The organism is Mesorhizobium sp. M0140, assembly GCF_040322475.1.
In the GTDB taxonomy this organism is placed as follows: Bacteria; Pseudomonadota; Alphaproteobacteria; order Rhizobiales; family Rhizobiaceae; genus Mesorhizobium.
The window spans coordinates 199107-215663 of record NZ_JAMYTM010000007.1; the positions used below are offsets into that span (position 1 = coordinate 199107).

Below are 16557 nucleotides of genomic sequence, written 5' to 3' on the forward strand. Positions count from 1 at the left end.
GCAAAAAATTGAACCAATTCTAAAATTGAGTCAATTCTGTTTTTATGGCAAGAGGCTGATATGAGCGGATTGCGGGCAAGGCAAAAGGCGGACCGGCACAGGCGCATCATCGAGGCGGCCGCGGAATTGTTTCGCGAGGCCGGCTACGAAGGCGCCAAGATCGAGGCGATCGCCGCGCAGGCCGAGGTCTCGGTCGGCACGATCTACAATTACTACCAGAACAAGGGCGACATCCTCGGCGCCATCGTCTCGCTGGAGGTCAACGAGGTGCTCAATGCCGGGCAGGGCGTCGTCGCCAGGCCGCCGGCCAATGTCGGCGACGCGCTGGACACGCTGATCGGCATCTATATCGAGCATTCGCTGCACTATCTCAGCAAGGAGATGTGGCGGCAGGCGATGGCGATCTCAACGCAACTGCCCGATAGCCCGTTCGGCCAAGCCTACACCGCGCTCGACCGTGCTCTAACCGAACAGATCCGCGCCCTGATCGTCCGCCTGCAAGCGCTCGGCCTTGTGCGGCAGGACATCGACGGGGCAGCGCTCGGCGAACTGATCTTCAACAACATGAACATGATGTTCATCGAATTCGTGAAGCGCGATGCGGCGAGGATTGCGGAATTGCGGGCGGCGGTACGGAGGCAGAACAGGATTCTGGTGGCGGCGATTGCGGTGTGAGTGGCAGGAAAGGGCAGGAGAAAGCGTTGCTTCCGCATAAGACCTGGTTTCAGATGCATGTCGGCTCTTGAGTTGAATTTAAAACCTGATACAACTTATAGGAGCAAAAACGGGGGAGGGGTAAATGGGGACGTTTTCTATCTGGCATTGGGCGATCTTGCTGCTGTTGATCGGCGTGCCTGTTTTCTTTGCTGTTCGATCAGCCGCGAAGCCGTCGCAGAATCCCGAGGCTCTTGTGGGCTTCGGCGGCTGGTTAATGCTGCTGGCGATCGGTCAGACGTTATCACCGTTGCGCACACTCGCCGACTTCGCCAATTCGGCCGACGGCTACCAGCAACTCATGACCCTCCCGAACGGACCCCTGGCGGTGTATGGCGAGGTTGCCCTCAATCTGGCATTTCTGGCGCTTCAGCTGGTCGTGCTCGTTTCGATGTTGCGGCGAAGCCGCCGCTTTCCGCAATTGTTTCTGCTCCAGTGGCTGGCGATCCCTGTCGTTTTCATCCTGGACACGATCTGGGTTGCGTCAGTTCTGGGCGTTCCGGTGAGCCTGGTGCTCGCAGGCGACGCGCTGGTGGCCCCCATAGTCTCGTTTGTGCTGACAGGGCTCTGGGTCGCCTACGTCTACAAGTCCGTCAGGGTCCGGAACACGTTCACCGGGGTTGGGGCATCCACCCAGGTCGCGAGCGTGTCATAAAAGACAGCAAACTTGGAATATTTGGAGCATCACGGGCTCGGCGAACTGATGTTCATCGAATCCGTGAAGCGCGAGGGGGGAGAACCCGAACTGCGCGCGGTGATCGGCAGGCAGAATCGGATTCAGGCAGAATCGGATTCAGGCAGACGCGCGTCCTGCATGAGGTGCTGTTAAACGCGTTGCGGGAAGTCACCGGGAAGGAAGTCGAGTTCATCCGGTGGAACATTACTGGGCCGGTGCCTCCTACGGCGGGGTAGAACCGACTGCAAAGGCGACGGCTGTGCCCCATAACGGGTCAAAAAGTCTGGCATCTAAATTGCTCTGACAGGTATGGGGTGGGCGAGAGCCCGTCGCTTCGCAAATGGAGCGGCGGGTCTACTCTACCAGCGACTGTCGAATGGCCACGGCAGCAGAATGTACCCGCTTTTCAGCAGAAGCTGACGGAACAACCGTGCGCACACAAAGTTGGATTTCAGGAAGCACCGCATGCCGGCTTCCGCAGCCCGTTTCGTGTCACCGGCAATGTGGGCGGGACGGGCTGTTTTGCGTTGGTGACTACTTGTGGGTGATCCAATCCAACAGGCCAACGTCGATCTGCTCGCACCCGACATATTCGCGGACCAGGCTCTCAGCCAAATCGCGCCATTGACATTCAGGCACGCTCATATCCCTGACCAGGGCTCGAAATGCAGAGCGAAGAATATCAGCATCGAAGGCGGAGACGGAAGCAGGAGTCGGGCCCGGATCTTCCCACCCCTGGGCCATGTCATCGCGGTGACGTTGGCGAAGGCGCGTGAGCAGTTCGCGTGATGCCTCGATTGCGCGTCGGGAGTGATCCATATCCCGGCGAAACGAGGCAGTTCCGGCCAGGGAATGGTGCCGCAACCGAAAGCTGGTTTCGATAGCCGCGCGTGCGACTTCCATATGCGTTTCAACCATCGCGGCCTCCCTTGCTGCGAAGGGATTTATTTACTCTCTTCTCACGCGTGACCCAAGAAGGATTCAACGTACGGTTTGATACGCAAGGGCCGCGCGCAGATGGGCGCGGATCGCGGCGGCGTCTCTAACGAGCATTCGGGCGTGAGTAAGCTGTTCAAACAAGACGTGCATTCGCGCTCGCTCATGGAATCCGCTGTTACCAAGCTCAACGGGATATTACGGGCGTGAAGCCGGTAACTGCCGAGGTCACCCGTTGGAAGTTGATGGGCCTGGGGGCCTTGGGCGTCACTGGCATGGCTGCGGCGGCGCCGGCCTCGCTTGTCACAGCCTATTGGGCGGATATCTGGCGCGTGCTGCGGGGCGGGTGATTGATATCACGCGGCAGGGGCCAATGCCTCATCTATTTACCGTGCGGCTCCAACCTTTGGCGGTCGGCCTCAGCGGCATGCCAATCTCGGTCAATCGAACCTTCTGCTGCCTTGTGGAAATATTGAGAACACACGAGCCAGCCTTTAAGTGGTCGAAGCAACAATATGCATGCCCCGATGGTCAGGGGCAGGCTTGTGAGAATGTGTATCCAGAAAGGTGGCTCGAACCGCAACTGAAGCCAAAGAGCAAAGGCAAGGGCCGGGAATGCAACTATCGACATTGAGAAAAATGCAGGCCCATCAGCCGGGTCGGCAAAGGAAAAATCGAGCCCACAGACATCACAACGTGGAGCAAGCTTCAGGTAACCTGCGAACAGGTGTCCCTGCTGACACCGTGGGCACTGGCCCTTGAAACCGGTCAGGATCGGGTTTGTGGTTTCGTTGTAGTCAGTCATGACCGGCAACGCGGCAGACTCGGCATAGTTCCGGTCCGCTGTGGATGGGCGCCCTTAGCGCGATGTCATCCAGGACAGGAGGCGGGAGCTCGACGAACTACCAATGCGGGTTGGAAAAAGCGGCAGCGTGCCCGCTGCCGGTCGAGGCACCCAAGCCCCGGCCGGTCCGCCTCTGCCCGGAAGTGGGGGCGGCCCCACTGAAACTCCGATTTTTGGTCAAGGGAACCTGGTTCTGAAAATGAAGTTTGGTTGTTAGCTTGGCTTAGCCCCCCGGCCAAGTGGTCTCGAGGCAGGGCCCGTCATTGCTGATCAGTGACGGGCCTTCGCGTTGACGCTGCTACGCCAACCCTCTGCCAATGACGCAACCGCCAAGGCCTTGTTTGGGTCCGACTAAAGCCCGATGCCGAGGCGCAAAGGTCTGACCCCTGAAACAACACAGCCTTTTCGACATTTGGAACGTGGCCGTCGATCATCGTCCCTTCATCGCCGGTTCGTTGATTACCCGCCACGGCTCGCTTGGCGTGGCGGGTAATCATTCACGGAGAGCGCATGCAGCTTGGCCAGATCATTGCGAACGCATTTGCAGCGGGTTTGGTCGCCGTCCTGATAGCAGTCGCGTTCCTGATCTTCGGAAAGCCGCTCTGGCCTGAACGAAACGTCCGGATGGTAATCATCCCGCCCGTCCATCGAATGACGACCACCGCCATTCACAATACGGGACCCGACCTGCCAACCAAGTTTGATTTGAACATTGTGCGGCCGAGACCGCTTACCAATGAAGGGACATGAGGGCTGCCCGATGATTTAGGGGTTCTTAGCGGCAGCGCGCCCCGCGCTGCTGGTCGAAGAAAGGGCAACCTTGGTCGGACCCGCATCGGTACTCACCCAAGTGGTCCGGGCCTACTTGATGGAACATCAGGTAATGCTAATGGTTATGGCTTGGCAGGGACCGCCCTCCCGGCACGTCCTCCTTGGACACGCCCGCTGCTGCCGTGAATGGGGCAGCGGGTGGCAGTTCAGAACCGATCCTCAACCACCTCGCTGAACGGCATCACGAGCACCGTTCTGCCGCTCTCGTCCGTGACTTCGAAGCTGCAGTCGAACCAACTGCGCATCGTGTCCATGCGAGTGTTGAAAACGAGATCACGCGCGTTCGCCAATGCATGGCCGTGCACGGCGCTGTCATCGGCCAGTTCGTCGCCCTCGTGGTCGGGGATTAGCCTTCCCCGGCAGCGCACGTTCATGAAGTAGCGCAAGTGCCCCTCTCATTGCTCTCGCTTGATGGGGAACTGGAACACGTTCGAGTATTCCCTCTCGGCATAACCATAGGCCTGTCCTGCGATCGATTCCAGCTTGGCGCGATCCTTCAGCAGGATCTGACCACGCGTGTTCTTGATCGCACCGACGCCCTCCAGCATCTGCACCGCAAGGGTCACACCGGGGCGACGCGCGCCCAGCATGATGCTCATGAACTCATGCGTTACAGGCATGTCGTCCTGTTCCAGCCGATCATGGGTCATAAGCAGCCAGCGCGCCAGCCGCTCCTCGATGGAGTAGCCAGCATTGGCATACGCGGTCTGACTGACTTGCACGATGAAGGTATGCACGAAGCGAAGAAGAAGCTCGCGCAGCGTGGCGCTGTGGTCCATCGCCGCCTGAAGCTCGACCGCCCCGATACGGAATGCTTCACCCGCAGCCTGAACCATGCAGGTGTGAGGCGTGCGGTCGACGCCGAGCACGACAGAAATTCCCGCGAGGCCCTCTGATCCGACCATGCCTACCTCAAACCGTCCTTCCTCGGTGTCGGCGACAATCGAGGCAATCCCTCGTTCCGGGAAGGTTACATGCGTGATCTGCTGCTCCGCTTTGAACAAGTGTTCGCGGGCCCCCAACGTGACCGGTTCGAGATGCGGCGCGATGAGCGCGAAGTCATCTGGCGACAAAGACGTCAGTAGCCGATTACGGATGTGTGGTTGATGAAGCTGAGCCACGCTCTCGCCTCCCAGTTTGGGGCAAGAGCACCGCACCTCAGCTATCTCTCAGTCGCCTGCGCCCAAAAAGTTAGCAGGCGATGGAGATTTATCCTCCTGAAATCGATCAAAGGCTACATTTAAACGTCTAACCAGCCGTTGGGTACGATTCGTACAATGGCTCCGCTGCTATGTTGCGGGCGGGAAGAGACACGGCGCGCTGGCCTCTTCAAACCGTAAGAACTTTTTGTCGTCGGGTGAAGAACGCACATGAAACCGGATTGCGGCGGCGTCTCTGACTTCCATGCGAACATGAGCAATATCGTCGAGCAGCGCACGCATTCGGGCCCGCTCATGCGCAAGGCTGGCGCGCAGGGCACGTGCTAGCTCCAGGTCATTCAGCACGGTGTCAATGGCGTTCATAGGCGGGTCAAAAGCGAGGCGTAGGTTGGTTTCATACCAAGCCATATCACATCCAAGTTACCCTTTAGATGGAACTAAAGTTCTGTCCCGCCGTTGCTTTGGCCGATGTAGGGGGCCTCATGAGCGACATTGCTATTCTGGTCGTCGAAGACGAACCCCTGATCCTGCTCGACCTTGAAACAGCTTTGCAGGAAGCTGGCTTTCTCGTCGTAGGAGTGCCGAATGCCGAAGCCGCCGTGGAGGCGTTTGATGAGGATCCAAGCAAGTTCGCCGGCCTCCTTACGGACATTCGCCTCGGCTCAGGAGAATCTGGGTGGGAAATAGCCAGGCATGTAAGGCGAGGCAACTCAAGCCTACCTGTGGTCTACATCAGCGGCAATAGTGCGGATTTGTGGGGGTCTGAAGGCGTCCCAGACAGCGTGATGATCGTCAAGCCATTCTTCCTCCCCCAGATTATTACGGCGCTGTCGACACTGCTCAATCAGCAACACCCAACAGCAGCGAACGGAGGCGAACCCTCTCATTAGAGCAAGTCGGCGTATTGGAAGGCGAATACTGCTTCAGTGGGCGGATCACTATGTGCACCTACTTCGAAAGCCCCATAGCCCACCCCAGAGACAAGGCTAACGCGAACCCAATACAAACAGCCGCCAAGATCCACATTGTTGCTATCTCCGCTCGTTATGCGGGTAACAATGCAGAAAGCGATCAATGGTTGCACGCGGCCGCGCGGCGCTGCCATTCGCACTGTGCTGGTGCCCCCGGACGGAATCGAACCGCCGACCTTCGGTTTACAAAACCGCTGCTCTACCAGCTGAGCTACAAGGGCACGGCGCTCCGGTTAGCATATTTGTTGCGCCAGTAAAGACAAAACTCCGTTTTTCCCCGGCATGTCCCATGCGCTGTCGGGGCAGGGCATCCTGAAAAGCGCCGGATTGCTTCCTACATCTAGGGAAGGTGCAATCGCTTCGCGCAGGGGTGTCGCATGATCAGACTTGTCATCATTCTCCCTATCGTCTTCGTGGCCTGGATGCTGCTGGTGAAGATTATCAGCGATGTGAAGAAGGCCAATGTCGACTGGACCGGCGTGACCACCATCGTCGGTTCATCGCGCTGGCGTTTTGGCTGCGTCACGTCACCGGCATGGGATGAGGGTGAAGAGAGGGAGTAGGGAGTAGGGAGTAGGGAGTAGGGAGTAGGCAGTAGGCAGTAGGGGAGTCGCAACCCGTAGTCTGCGTTTCCCCAATCCCTAATTCCCAGGACCTATTCCCTCGTCCCCGGCCGCCGCTCCACAAAAAATCTGCAAAACCTTTCGAACCTTTTGCCGCGTCGCGCCGACTGATGCTCAGGGGCGAATGGGTCGCCTCGATCAAGGATCCAGGAGATCATCATGTTCAAGCGCACTCTTACCTCAGGCCTCGTCGCCATCTTCGTCGCCACCGGCGCGCTCGCCGGCACTGTCGGCACGTCGTCAGCCCATGGCATGCACGGCCATCACCACAACTACAACCATCACAAGAAGCACTTCAAGAAGTACTGGTGGAAGCACTACAACCATCACCACAACCATCACCACAGGCATGGCAGGGTAATCATTTTCCTTTGATGGAGGGACCCATTCTTCCAAGAGGGCGGCTTCGGTCGCCCTTTTCGCGTTGGGCGATCACTTTGTGAAGTGGGGACGGCAAAGCTGCCGATCTCCCCCTTTGCGGGGGAGATGTCCGGCAGGACAGAGGGGGGTGTGAAGGATCACCGGCTTCCCCATGAACTTTCTCTATTTTGTCCGTGCGGTTGCCTCGCCCTGATTGGTTGACAAGCTGGCGGGACAGCACCCCCTCTGCCCTGCCGGGCATCTCCCCCGCAAGGGGGGAGATCAGCCGCATCAACTTCTTCGCCAAGCTCTCGCAAGGTCGCCGTCAGCATGACCTCGGTCGATCCGATTTCCCCGATCGCAGAAAAATCGAAAAAAGATTCGAACCTTTTTCCTGGCCGCGACGACAGATGATCAAGAGGCGGATGGATCGCCTCGGTCAACGAAGCAAGGAGATCGTCATGTTCAAGAGCACACTCGTTTCCGGCCTCATCGCCACTGCAGTTGCCGCCGCCACGCTGGCCGGCACCGTCCAGCCCTCGGCCGCCCACAGCCATCACCACAACCGCGAAATCGGCATCGGCATTGCGGCCGGCGTCGGCGGCTTTGTCCTCGGCAGCCTGCTCGCCCAGCCGCGCACCGTCTATGTCGACGAAGGCGGCGGCTCATGGCACGTCCGCCGCTGCTATGACCGCTACGCCAGCTACGACGTCGACTCCGACACCTATCTCGGCCATGACGGCTATCGCCACTACTGCCGTCTCTGAGAGGAGGTGGCGTTTCAATCAGCCAGAAGAGGGGCGCCCCCGCAGCCCCTCTTTTCGCTGTGCTTGAAACGATCGGACCGTCAGGGCGCCCTGATGCCGCCAATCATCCTGGTCACCTCGGCGGCGGCATCGCGCACCAGCGGGCCGATCTCGGCCAGCCGCTCCGGCGTCACCCGCACCGTTGGTCCCGACACCGAAACGCCGCCGATCGGCTCGCCGAATTCGTTGAAGATGGCGGCTGCCACGCAACGCATGCCGGGGTGCCGCTCCTCGTCGTCGACCGACCAGCCGCGCAGCTTGATCCGCGCCAGATCGTGGGCAAGCGCCGAAATGTCGGACAGCGTCCTGTCGGTGAAGCGCTGCAGGCCTGCCTTGCGCAGGATGGTTCCGACGCGCTCCGGCTCGAGATGCGCCAGCACCGCCTTGCCGATGCCCGACGCATGAAAGGGGCTGCGCGTGCCCGGCCGGAAGAAGGCGCGGATCGCCTGGTGCGTCTCGACCTGGCTGACGAAGACCACGCAATCGTCCTCGGCGACGCCGAGATTGGCCGTCTCGCCGGTTCTTTCCATCAGCTCCTGCATGACGACACGGGCGCGGTCGACCAGTTTGCGGCGGCGCAGGAAGGCCGCGCCCATGCGGTAGGTCTCGACGCCGATCGACCAGAGCTGGTCTGATGTGTCGAATTCGACCATGCCGTGGTTTTGCAGCGTCGTCAGCATGCGGTAGGCGGTGGAGGCGGCAAGGCCGCTCTGCGCAGAGATCTCGCTCAGCGACAGGCCGCTGCCTTCCGCGACAATGGCCAGGATGCGCAACGCCCTGTCGAGCGACTGCACCGAGCTGGCCTCCGATGGCCCGTTGAAAGCGCGCGGCCGGCCGCGCTGGCGTTTTTCGGTCGTTTCCATGGCGCCATTCTCAGCCGATTTCGCCAACACACAATGAAAAAGTTTTTCACTCGATCGAAGGGATGAATTCCTGGAAAACGGAAAATCCAACAAAATCAGCATATAGCTGCCGTTTTCTAGAAATGAAAAAATATTCTGAAAAAATTGAAAAATAACCGGCGTGCTGACATCTTGGCCAATCCAACAATGACAAACCCGTGGAGGGCTGGAAAATGGCCAGGATGCGCGCTGTCGATGCCGCGGTTCTCGTTCTCGAAAAGGAAGGCATTTCCTGCGCTTTCGGCGTGCCGGGCGCGGCGATCAATCCGTTCTATTCGGCAATGAAGGCGAGGGGCACGATCCGCCATGTGCTTGCCCGTCACGTCGAGGGCGCCTCGCACATGGCGGAAGGTTTCACCCGCGCCAAGGCGGGCAATATCGGCCTGTGCATCGGCACTTCGGGTCCAGCCGGCACCGACATGATCACCGGGCTCTATTCGGCCGCCGCGGATTCCATTCCGATCCTGTGCATCACCGGTCAGGCGCCGCGGGCGCGGCTGAACAAGGAGGATTTCCAGGCCGTCGACATATCAGCCATTGCCGCGCCGGTCGCCAAATGGGCGGTCACCGTCATGGAACCCTATCTCGTCCCCATGGCGCTGCAGAAGGCGTTTCACCTGATGCGCTCGTCACGTCCCGGCCCGGTGCTGATCGACCTGCCGGTCGACGTGCAACTCGCCGAAATCGAATTCGACATCGACGCCTATGAGCCGTTGACGCCGTTCAAGCCGGCCATGACACGCGCCCAGGCCGAAAAGGCGTTGACGATGCTCAACGCCGCCGAAAAGCCGCTGATCGTCGCCGGCGGCGGCATCATCAACGCCGATGCATCGGATCTGCTCATCGAATTCGCCGAAATTTCAGGCGTGCCGGTCATCCCGACCTTGATGGGCTGGGGCGCGATCCCCGACGACCATCGGCTGATGGCCGGCATGTGCGGGCTGCAGACCTCGCACCGCTATGGCAATGCGACGATGCTGGAAGCCGACTTCGTCTTCGGCATCGGCAACCGCTGGGCCAACCGCCACACCGGCTCGGTCGACGTTTATACAAAGGGCAAAAAATTCATCCATGTCGACATCGAGCCGACGCAGATCGGCCGCGTCTTCGCGCCGGATCTCGGCGTCGTCTCGGATGCTGGCGCGGCGCTGAAGATGCTGCTCGACGTCGCCACCGAATGGAAGACGGCGGGCAAGCTGCGCGACTGGTCGATCTGGGCGAAGGAATGCCAGGCCCGCAAGAAGACGATGAAGCGCAAGACGCATTTCGACCAGGTGCCGCTGAAGCCGCAGCGTGTCTATGAGGAGATGAACAAGGCGTTCGGCCGCGACGTCACCTATGTCACCACGATCGGCCTGTCGCAGATTGCCGGCGCGCAGTTCCTGCATGTCTACAAGCCGCGCAACTGGATCAATTGCGGCCAGGCCGGCCCGCTCGGCTGGACCTTGCCGGCGGCCCTTGGCGTTCGCGCCGCCGACCCGGACCGCACCATCGTGGCGCTGTCGGGCGACTATGATTTCCAGTTCATGATCGAGGAACTGGCGGTCGGCGCACAGCACAAATTGCCCTATCTGCATGTCGTCGTGAACAACGCCTATCTCGGCCTGATCCGCCAGGCGCAGCGTGGTTTCTCGATGGATTTCGAGGTCGATCTTGCCTTCGAGAACATCAACCGGTCAGGCGATCCCGAGGCCGGCTACGGCGTCGACCACGTTGCCGTCGCCGAGGCCATGGGCTGCAAGGCGATCAGGGTGCGCAAGCCCGAAGAGTTCGCTGGTGCCTTCAAGGAGGCGCAGCGGCTGATGAAGGAGCACCGGGTTCCGGTCGTGCTCGAATTCATCCTCGAACGCGTCACCAACATCTCGATGGGTACCGAGATCGACAAGATCACCGAATTCGAGGAGCTTGCCGAACATCAGGAAGATGCGCCGACAGCGATCGTGATGTTGGATTAGGAGAAAAAGAATGCCGCGGTTTTCAGCCAATCTTTCGATGCTCTTTGGCGAGCATGAGTTCCTCGACCGTTTCGATGCCGCCGCTCGCGCCGGCTTCAAGGGCGTCGAATATATCGGCCCCTACGACCATGCGCCCGATGTCGTCGCGGCCCGGCTGAAGAAGAACGGTCTGACCCAGGTGCTGTTCAATCTTCCGGCCGGCGACTGGGGCAAGGGCGAACGCGGCATTGCGGTGCTGCCGGACCGTGTGCCGGAATTCCGCCAGGGCATCGCCAAGGCGATCGCCTATGCGCAGGCGCTCGGCTGCCAGCAGGTCAATTGCCTGGCCGGCATCGCGCCGGCGGGCGCCGACCGCAAGGTGCTGGAGGATGTCTTTGCCGAAAACCTCGCCTTCGCGGCGGAAAAGCTGGAGCAGGCCGGCATCAGGCTGCTGATCGAGCCGATCAACACGCGCGATATTCCGGGCTTCTTCCTCAACTATTCCGATCAGGCCTCGGCGCTGATCGATCGCGTCGGCTCGAAAAACCTGTTCCTGCAATACGACATCTATCACATGCAGATCATGGAGGGGGATCTCGCCCGGACCATCGAGGCTAACCTTGGCCGCATCGCGCATATTCAGCTTGCGGATAATCCCGGCCGTCACGAGCCGGGGACGGGCGAGATCAATTATCCCTTCCTCTACGAGCATATCGACCGCATCGGTTATGCCGGATGGGTCGGGGCTGAGTACAAGCCGAAGGCCGGGACGGAGGCTGGCTTGGGGTGGCTTCGGAGTTGGCCGGGCAGGGAAGTGCTGCGGCGTAAGCACTAGGGGGCGTTTCACACAGTCATTTGGAGAACCACAATGGAAACCATCGGCTTCATCGGCCTCGGCATCATGGGCGCGCCGATGGCGGGGCATCTGCTGGACGCGGGTTACAAGGTCATCGCCAGCGACCATCGCTCCAAGCCGCCGGCCGATCTCGTCGCCAAAGGCCTGAAGACCGTCACCGGCCACGCCGCCGTGGCCAAAGCTGCCGACATCATCATCCTGATGGTGCCCGACACTCCGCAGGTGGCCGATGTGCTGTTTAGCGACAATGGCGTCGCGTCCGGCCTGGCCAAGGGCAAGCTGGTCATCGACATGAGTTCGATCTCGCCGATCGAGACCAAAATCTTCGCAAAGAAGATCAACGATCTCGGCTGCGACTATCTCGATGCACCGGTCTCGGGCGGCGAGGTTGGCGCCAAGGCGGCGTCGCTGACCATCATGGCCGGCGGCGAGGAAAAGCCGTTCGAGCGCGCCAAGCCCGTCTTCGAGAAGATGGGCAAGAACATCACCCTGGTCGGGCCGAACGGGGTTGGCCAGACCACCAAGGTGGCCAACCAGATCGTCGTCGCGTTGACCATTGAAGCCGTCGCCGAAGCGCTTGTTTTTGCATCGAAAGCTGGCGCCGACCCGGCCAAGGTCAGGCAGGCGCTGATGGGCGGGCTGGCGGCTTCGCGCATTCTGGAAATGCATGGTGAGCGCATGGTCAAGCGCACCTTCGCGCCTGGTTTCCGCATCGAACTGCACCAGAAGGATCTGAACCTCGCGCTGGAGGGCGCGAAGGCGCTCGGCGTTTCCTTGCCCAACACCTCGACGACTCAGCAGCTGTTCAATTCCTGCGCGGCCAATGGCGGCGCCAAGGAGGATCATTCGGCGCTGGTCAGGGCGCTGGAGCGGATGGCCAATTTCGAGGTCGGCAGCGAGGCAGCCGACGCCAAGGGCAAAGCGGCATAGGTCAGGAGAGGGCGGCGCAACGTTCCCAAGCCGCAAACTCTTGGCCCGTCGAAGAACGGGTTCCGGCGTCTGTCGGAACCCGTTTCTCGTTTCGAGATATTTTTGGCTTAGCCGCGCTTCAAAAACGCCCGCGCCACGTAAAGGCTGATCGCCGCGGCATTCGACACGTTGAGCGAATGGATGGCGCCGGGCATGTCGAGCCGCGCCAGCGTGGTCACCGTCTCGCGCGTCTTCTGGCGCAGGCCCTTGCCTTCGGCGCCCAGCACCAAGGCGATCTTTTCTCCGGCAAAGCTCTTTTCGAGTTCGGCCGGCGCGTCCGAATCAAGTCCGATGGTGCGGAAGCCGGCCTCGTGCAACTGGCCGAGTGCGTCGGCGAGGTTCTTCACCTCGATCTGGTCGATGTGCTCCAGCGCGCCGGAGGCGGATTTCGCCAGCACGCCCGATTCCTGCGGGCTGTGGCGGGCTGTGGTGATCAGCGCGCCGGCGCCGAAGGCGACCGCCGAGCGCAGGATAGCGCCGACATTGTGCGGGTCGGTGATCTGGTCGAGCACCAGCACCAGCTTCGCGTCGCCAAGCGCATCGAGCCGCTTGGCTTTCAGCGGCTCGGCCTCGATCAGCACACCCTGATGCACGGCGTCCGACCCGGTGATCTTGTCGATGTCCCTGGGTTCGACCAGTTCGGTCTTGAAGGGCAGGGCGGCGAGATCGGCGATTTCGAGGCGCTCGGCCGCGTTGCGCGTCACCAGCATCTTCCTAATCTTGCGGCGCGGATTGTCGAGTGCGGCGCGCACGGTGTGCAGGCCGTAGAGCCGCACCAGGCCATCCGCGGCATTTTCGCCCGGCGGAACCGGCTGTCGGGGCCGGAACGCCGGCGCGCCGCCGCTTTTCTCGTCGCGATAGGCGCGGCGCAGCTTGGCGTAATGGGTGTCTTTGGGGGTGTTGGTTTTGTCGCTCATGGCTGGCTTCTATAGCTGTGTCCTCCGGCCAAGGATATGGCCCGCCGTCACAGCCGGCGAACAGAAACGAAAAACCATGGTTGCGCGGTTGACACCCAATGGGCTTGCCGCCATAAGGCGCTGCGCTGGTTTCGGAGAACACATAACTCGGGTCCGGATCGGCGTGAATGCCTCGTTGCATGGCTCCGGCGGCAGACTGGAGAGGTGCCCGAGTGGTTAAAGGGGACGGACTGTAAATCCGTTAGCTTAGCTTACGTTGGTTCGAATCCAACCCTCTCCACCACTGCCGGCCCGGAAGCCCTGAAACGTGACAAGAATCGGACCGAAAAGTGCATGGCGCTTTTCGGATGAATCCGGTACTTCAGGAACGGCGCGGGTATAGCTCAGTGGTAGAGCAGCAGCCTTCCAAGCTGAATATGCGGGTTCGATTCCCGCTACCCGCTCCAGACACTTATCCCATCACCGGCAAGCCGAAACACTGCGCACGAGGCGCGCAGTGCTCCAATTGTCGTGGCTGTGCCGCGTCAGCTGTTGAACGCGGTGGCGACCTGGTGCTGCTGCGGCACCTGGCCGTTCGGCGTCAGTCTGTCGACGATACCGGGCAGGGCGGTGGACAGTTGCTTGAGCAGTTCCTGCTCGTCCAGCCCAGTCCGTTGCGCGATCTCGCGAATGATCTGCGGTCCGATCGCGGTGCCAAGATCGTTGGCATTGATCGGCTGGTTCTGCCCGGTGCCGACCCAGGAGTCGGCGGCATTGCCGTGGCCGGCATTTCTGAGCTTGTCGAGCAGGCCGCCCAATCCGCCAGCCAGGCCACCATCGGCGGATGTGGTTTCCGTCGGGACGGGGGCGGTCGGAGCGGGCGCGGGAGACTGTTCTGGCTCTTCGGCACTTCTGCCGCTCAGCATCTTGCCGACCAGCAATGCGCCGAGCGCGATCATCAGGGGTTTGGTGATGTTGCCGCCGGGAACGGCGTTGTCAAAAAGTCCCATCGTGGATCCTCCATAGCGACCAAGGCCCGACCCCTCATCAACAATGAAGCATTCGGGCAGAATTTCAAGCTGGCTTGAGGTTTTGACAATCCTATGAAAATGTCGGCTGGCGAGGGGATGGAGAGGAAAAAATGGGTATCATCAGTTGGATCATTCTGGGCGCCATTGCCGGCTTCCTGGGCAGCAAGATCGTCAACAAGACCGGCCAGGGCCTGATCATGGATATCGTCCTCGGCATCGTCGGCGCCATTGTCGGCGGCGTGATCTGCAGCCAGATCTTTGGCGTGGGTGTCACCGGTCTCAACATCTCCAGCCTGATCGTCGCGGTGGTTGGGGCGGTGGTCGTGCTGTGGGCCTACCATCAGTTCAGCGCAAGGCGGACGCTTTAGGCACCTGCGGATCGTCTGAGGTTTCGAGTTTCCGAAGGCAAGACCGGCTTCAGGCCTGTACGTGCAGCGGCTCGTCTATGGCATCAACACTGCATCGGCGGCGACGAAAAAGATCAGCGTTCCGGCGATGAACACCGCCCAGCCGACAAGCGACTTGCGGATAGCGGCCTTGTGCTCGGCGTCGGAGCTCTTGTTCTGGTCAAAATCGGTCACGGGGAACTCCCTTGGCTGATTGATCATGTCGTCGTCGAACGAACGATGCTTCGCCGAGTAGACGATCTTTTTCGGCCCGGCAACTGCTCATGCGCGGGTGCTTGGATGCGGAGGCTCCAGGTTTTGTTTATGCACGTCGTTCTCCCAAAACCGGGGCCCCTTTTGGGCGACATGCGTCAGGCGACGACGGCCAGCCGGCGCTGACGCTGATCCAGCGAGACGATGGTCAGCCCGCTGCCGACGACCAGCAGAATGCCGCAAATGGCCAGCGTGTTGGGGAACTGCCCGAACACCAGCAGGCCCGAAATGACCGCCCAGACGGTGAAGCAATAGTAGAACGGCGCCACGGCGCTGGTCGGTCCGATGCGATAGGCCATGAAGATGAAGAAATGGCCGAAGATCAGGAAAAATCCAGCACCCGCCATCAGCAGCAGGTGATGTGCCTGGGGCATGACCCAGCGCTCTGAAACCAGATGCGCGGCGCCGGCGCCGATCAGCACCACCACGACGGCGGAAATCGCCACGATCATCCCCGGCACCTCGGCCGAGACCCGCCGGCCGGCGAGGTCACGCGCCGCCGCGAGGGCTGCGTTGCCGAGCGCCAGCAGGGCGTAGACCGAAATGCCTTGCATGGTCGGCTGCGCCACCATCAGCGCGCCGACGAAACCGAGCCCGATGAGCGCCATGCGACGGCTGCCGATCCGTTCGCCAAACAGGATCGAGGAGCCGACCAGCATCAAGAGCGGCGTGATCTGTCCGAGCGCGGTGGAATCGGCAATCTGCATATTGGCGAGCGCGACCACATAGCAAAGGATCGCCGCCAGCTCGAGCACGTTCCGGCTCAGTACGCGCTTGTCGAAGATCAGCGGGATCTGCTTGCCGTAGCCCAGCGCGAACAACAGCGGGAAGCCCCAGAGCGCAGCCGCGGCACCCCGCAGAAACAGCACTTCGTAGGACGGCAGGCCTGCCGTCGCGAGTTTCATCATCGTGTCGTTGACGAGATACGATCCCGTCGAGACGATCATGAACAGCGGGCCGCGGATAGAGGCAGGGATGAAATGCATCTGGCCACAAGATCAGAGGCGGGTGGTGGCGGCAATGGTCCATGGCCTGGCCATGAATCAGACAGGGCCGGGCAAGCAAGCCAGCGCTTTCGCGGCCTCGATCGGTCGGCCCGCTACCCCTTCATTTTGCCCAGAGCCTTCCTATATCTTCGTCATATCCCCGCAATCGGATCGATGGTTCGGACTGAGTGAGACGGCACCCGGCCAAAAGACGCTTGTGTTTTTTGGCCTTTGTCGCTAATCGCCCCGCATTCGACTGAACTGAAGGTCTTCGACCGAACTGAAGATCCGGGCCGTCCAAGGAAAGAGACAATGGCAAAAGGTAAATTCGAGCGTAACAAGCCTCACGTGAACATCGGCACGATTGGCCACGTCGACCATGGCAAGACGTCGCTGACGGCGG

Annotated in this window: 23 protein-coding genes and 3 tRNA genes; 15 read left to right on the top strand and 11 right to left on the bottom strand. The window is 60.7% G+C overall.

Annotation, left to right across the window (positions count from 1 at the left end; all coding sequences use genetic code 11):
- Positions 1–60: 60 nt before the first annotated feature.
- Together NKJ37_RS10020 and NKJ37_RS10025 are read left to right on the top strand one after the other, a co-directional pair.
- Positions 61–675, top strand: coding sequence for a TetR/AcrR family transcriptional regulator (locus NKJ37_RS10020; protein ID WP_128305853.1), 615 nt, complete (start codon positions 61–63; stop codon positions 673–675).
- Positions 676–799: 124 nt separating this feature from the next.
- A complete protein-coding gene (locus tag NKJ37_RS10025) occupies positions 800–1369 on the top strand; it encodes a DUF2569 family protein (protein WP_352773774.1) in 570 nt (189 codons plus the stop codon).
- Positions 1370–1924: 555 nt separating this feature from the next.
- Here the strand turns inward: NKJ37_RS10025 and NKJ37_RS10030 are convergent.
- On the bottom strand, positions 1925–2308 hold the full coding sequence (locus NKJ37_RS10030) for a hypothetical protein (protein WP_352773775.1): 384 nt from the start codon (positions 2306–2308) through the stop codon (positions 1925–1927).
- Between the two features lie 224 nt (positions 2309–2532).
- Between NKJ37_RS10030 and NKJ37_RS10035 the strand changes: the two genes are divergently transcribed.
- Entirely contained in the window at positions 2533–2676 is a 144-nt protein-coding gene (locus NKJ37_RS10035; RefSeq protein ID WP_352556259.1) for a DUF1515 family protein, read from the top strand.
- A 32-nt stretch (positions 2677–2708) separates the two neighbouring features.
- Here the strand turns inward: NKJ37_RS10035 and NKJ37_RS10040 are convergent, their stop codons facing one another.
- A complete protein-coding gene (locus NKJ37_RS10040; RefSeq protein WP_127291340.1) occupies positions 2709–3131 on the bottom strand; it encodes a DUF983 domain-containing protein in 423 nt (140 codons plus the stop codon).
- Positions 3132–3680: 549 nt separating this feature from the next.
- Here NKJ37_RS10040 and NKJ37_RS10045 point away from each other — a divergent pair.
- On the top strand, positions 3681–3920 hold the full coding sequence (locus tag NKJ37_RS10045) for a hypothetical protein (protein ID WP_127291337.1): 240 nt from the start codon (positions 3681–3683) through the stop codon (positions 3918–3920).
- Between the two features lie 227 nt (positions 3921–4147).
- On the opposite strand, the gene NKJ37_RS10050 is transcribed toward NKJ37_RS10045, so the two are convergent.
- The 3 genes from NKJ37_RS10050 to NKJ37_RS10060 form a co-directional block, all read right to left on the bottom strand.
- Positions 4148–4387 carry a DUF6894 family protein gene (locus NKJ37_RS10050; RefSeq protein WP_127291335.1) on the bottom strand — a complete coding sequence of 80 codons (240 nt, stop codon included), beginning with the start codon at positions 4385–4387 and terminating at the stop codon, positions 4148–4150.
- Positions 4388–4396: 9 nt separating this feature from the next.
- The gene (locus NKJ37_RS10055; protein ID WP_352581503.1) at positions 4397–5122 is read right to left on the bottom strand and encodes a Crp/Fnr family transcriptional regulator; all 726 of its coding nucleotides are present in this window, start codon (positions 5120–5122) and stop codon (positions 4397–4399) included.
- 168 nt (positions 5123–5290) lie between these two features.
- A complete protein-coding gene (locus NKJ37_RS10060) occupies positions 5291–5569 on the bottom strand; it encodes a hypothetical protein (RefSeq protein WP_352581502.1) in 279 nt (92 codons plus the stop codon).
- A gap of 74 nt (positions 5570–5643) precedes the next feature.
- Here NKJ37_RS10060 and NKJ37_RS10065 point away from each other — a divergent pair, with 74 nt between their 5' ends.
- Entirely contained in the window at positions 5644–6051 is a 408-nt protein-coding gene (locus NKJ37_RS10065) for a response regulator (protein ID WP_352581501.1), read from the top strand.
- A gap of 226 nt (positions 6052–6277) precedes the next feature.
- Here the strand turns inward: NKJ37_RS10065 and NKJ37_RS10070 are convergent.
- Positions 6278–6353: transfer RNA gene (locus NKJ37_RS10070), tRNA-Thr, on the bottom strand.
- 156 nt (positions 6354–6509) lie between these two features.
- On the opposite strand from NKJ37_RS10070, the gene NKJ37_RS10075 reads away from it, so the two are divergent.
- The 3 genes from NKJ37_RS10075 (at position 6510) to NKJ37_RS10085 (ending at position 7882) form a co-directional block, all read left to right on the top strand.
- Positions 6510–6695: a hypothetical protein gene (locus NKJ37_RS10075; RefSeq protein WP_352773776.1), complete on the top strand. Its 186-nt coding sequence runs from the start codon at positions 6510–6512 to the stop codon at positions 6693–6695.
- A gap of 219 nt (positions 6696–6914) precedes the next feature.
- Entirely contained in the window at positions 6915–7130 is a 216-nt protein-coding gene (locus tag NKJ37_RS10080; RefSeq protein WP_023812096.1) for a hypothetical protein, read from the top strand.
- A gap of 446 nt (positions 7131–7576) precedes the next feature.
- Entirely contained in the window at positions 7577–7882 is a 306-nt protein-coding gene (locus NKJ37_RS10085) for a BA14K family protein (RefSeq protein WP_352581499.1), read from the top strand.
- A gap of 80 nt (positions 7883–7962) precedes the next feature.
- On the opposite strand, the gene bhcR is transcribed toward NKJ37_RS10085, so the two are convergent.
- Positions 7963–8784, bottom strand: a complete 822-nt coding sequence (gene bhcR / locus NKJ37_RS10090) for an HTH-type transcriptional regulator BhcR (RefSeq protein ID WP_352581498.1) — start codon at positions 8782–8784, stop codon at positions 7963–7965.
- A 212-nt stretch (positions 8785–8996) separates the two neighbouring features.
- On the opposite strand from bhcR, the gene gcl reads away from it, so the two are divergent.
- The 3 genes from gcl to NKJ37_RS10105 are packed head-to-tail and all read left to right on the top strand — an operon-like array spanning position 8997 to position 12543.
- A complete protein-coding gene (gene gcl, locus NKJ37_RS10095) occupies positions 8997–10778 on the top strand; it encodes a glyoxylate carboligase (RefSeq protein ID WP_352581497.1) in 1782 nt (593 codons plus the stop codon).
- A gap of 10 nt (positions 10779–10788) precedes the next feature.
- A complete protein-coding gene (gene otnI, locus NKJ37_RS10100; protein ID WP_352581496.1) occupies positions 10789–11592 on the top strand; it encodes a 2-oxo-tetronate isomerase in 804 nt (267 codons plus the stop codon).
- A gap of 33 nt (positions 11593–11625) precedes the next feature.
- Positions 11626–12543: a 2-hydroxy-3-oxopropionate reductase gene (locus NKJ37_RS10105; protein WP_352773777.1), complete on the top strand. Its 918-nt coding sequence runs from the start codon at positions 11626–11628 to the stop codon at positions 12541–12543.
- 107 nt (positions 12544–12650) lie between these two features.
- Here the strand turns inward: NKJ37_RS10105 and rlmB are convergent, their stop codons facing one another.
- On the bottom strand, positions 12651–13499 hold the full coding sequence (gene rlmB, locus NKJ37_RS10110) for a 23S rRNA (guanosine(2251)-2'-O)-methyltransferase RlmB (protein ID WP_023812090.1): 849 nt from the start codon (positions 13497–13499) through the stop codon (positions 12651–12653).
- Between the two features lie 198 nt (positions 13500–13697).
- On the opposite strand from rlmB, the gene NKJ37_RS10115 reads away from it, so the two are divergent.
- Positions 13698–13782 (top strand) — tRNA-Tyr (locus NKJ37_RS10115).
- 89 nt (positions 13783–13871) lie between these two features.
- Positions 13872–13945: transfer RNA gene (locus NKJ37_RS10120), tRNA-Gly, on the top strand.
- 78 nt (positions 13946–14023) lie between these two features.
- Here the strand turns inward: NKJ37_RS10120 and NKJ37_RS10125 are convergent.
- Positions 14024–14488, bottom strand: a complete 465-nt coding sequence (locus NKJ37_RS10125) for a YidB family protein (RefSeq protein ID WP_023812089.1) — start codon at positions 14486–14488, stop codon at positions 14024–14026.
- A gap of 131 nt (positions 14489–14619) precedes the next feature.
- Here NKJ37_RS10125 and NKJ37_RS10130 point away from each other — a divergent pair, with 131 nt between their 5' ends.
- Positions 14620–14877, top strand: a complete 258-nt coding sequence (locus tag NKJ37_RS10130) for a GlsB/YeaQ/YmgE family stress response membrane protein (protein ID WP_023812088.1) — start codon at positions 14620–14622, stop codon at positions 14875–14877.
- A 75-nt stretch (positions 14878–14952) separates the two neighbouring features.
- Here the strand turns inward: NKJ37_RS10130 and NKJ37_RS10135 are convergent, their stop codons facing one another.
- Positions 14953–15090: a hypothetical protein gene (locus NKJ37_RS10135; RefSeq protein WP_164778452.1), complete on the bottom strand. Its 138-nt coding sequence runs from the start codon at positions 15088–15090 to the stop codon at positions 14953–14955.
- A 176-nt stretch (positions 15091–15266) separates the two neighbouring features.
- A complete protein-coding gene (locus NKJ37_RS10140; protein ID WP_023812086.1) occupies positions 15267–16154 on the bottom strand; it encodes a DMT family transporter in 888 nt (295 codons plus the stop codon).
- Between the two features lie 312 nt (positions 16155–16466).
- Here NKJ37_RS10140 and NKJ37_RS10145 point away from each other — a divergent pair.
- Positions 16467–16557 (top strand): GTP-binding protein (locus NKJ37_RS10145; protein WP_032908143.1); only part of this gene is annotated, 91 nt, incomplete at its 3' end.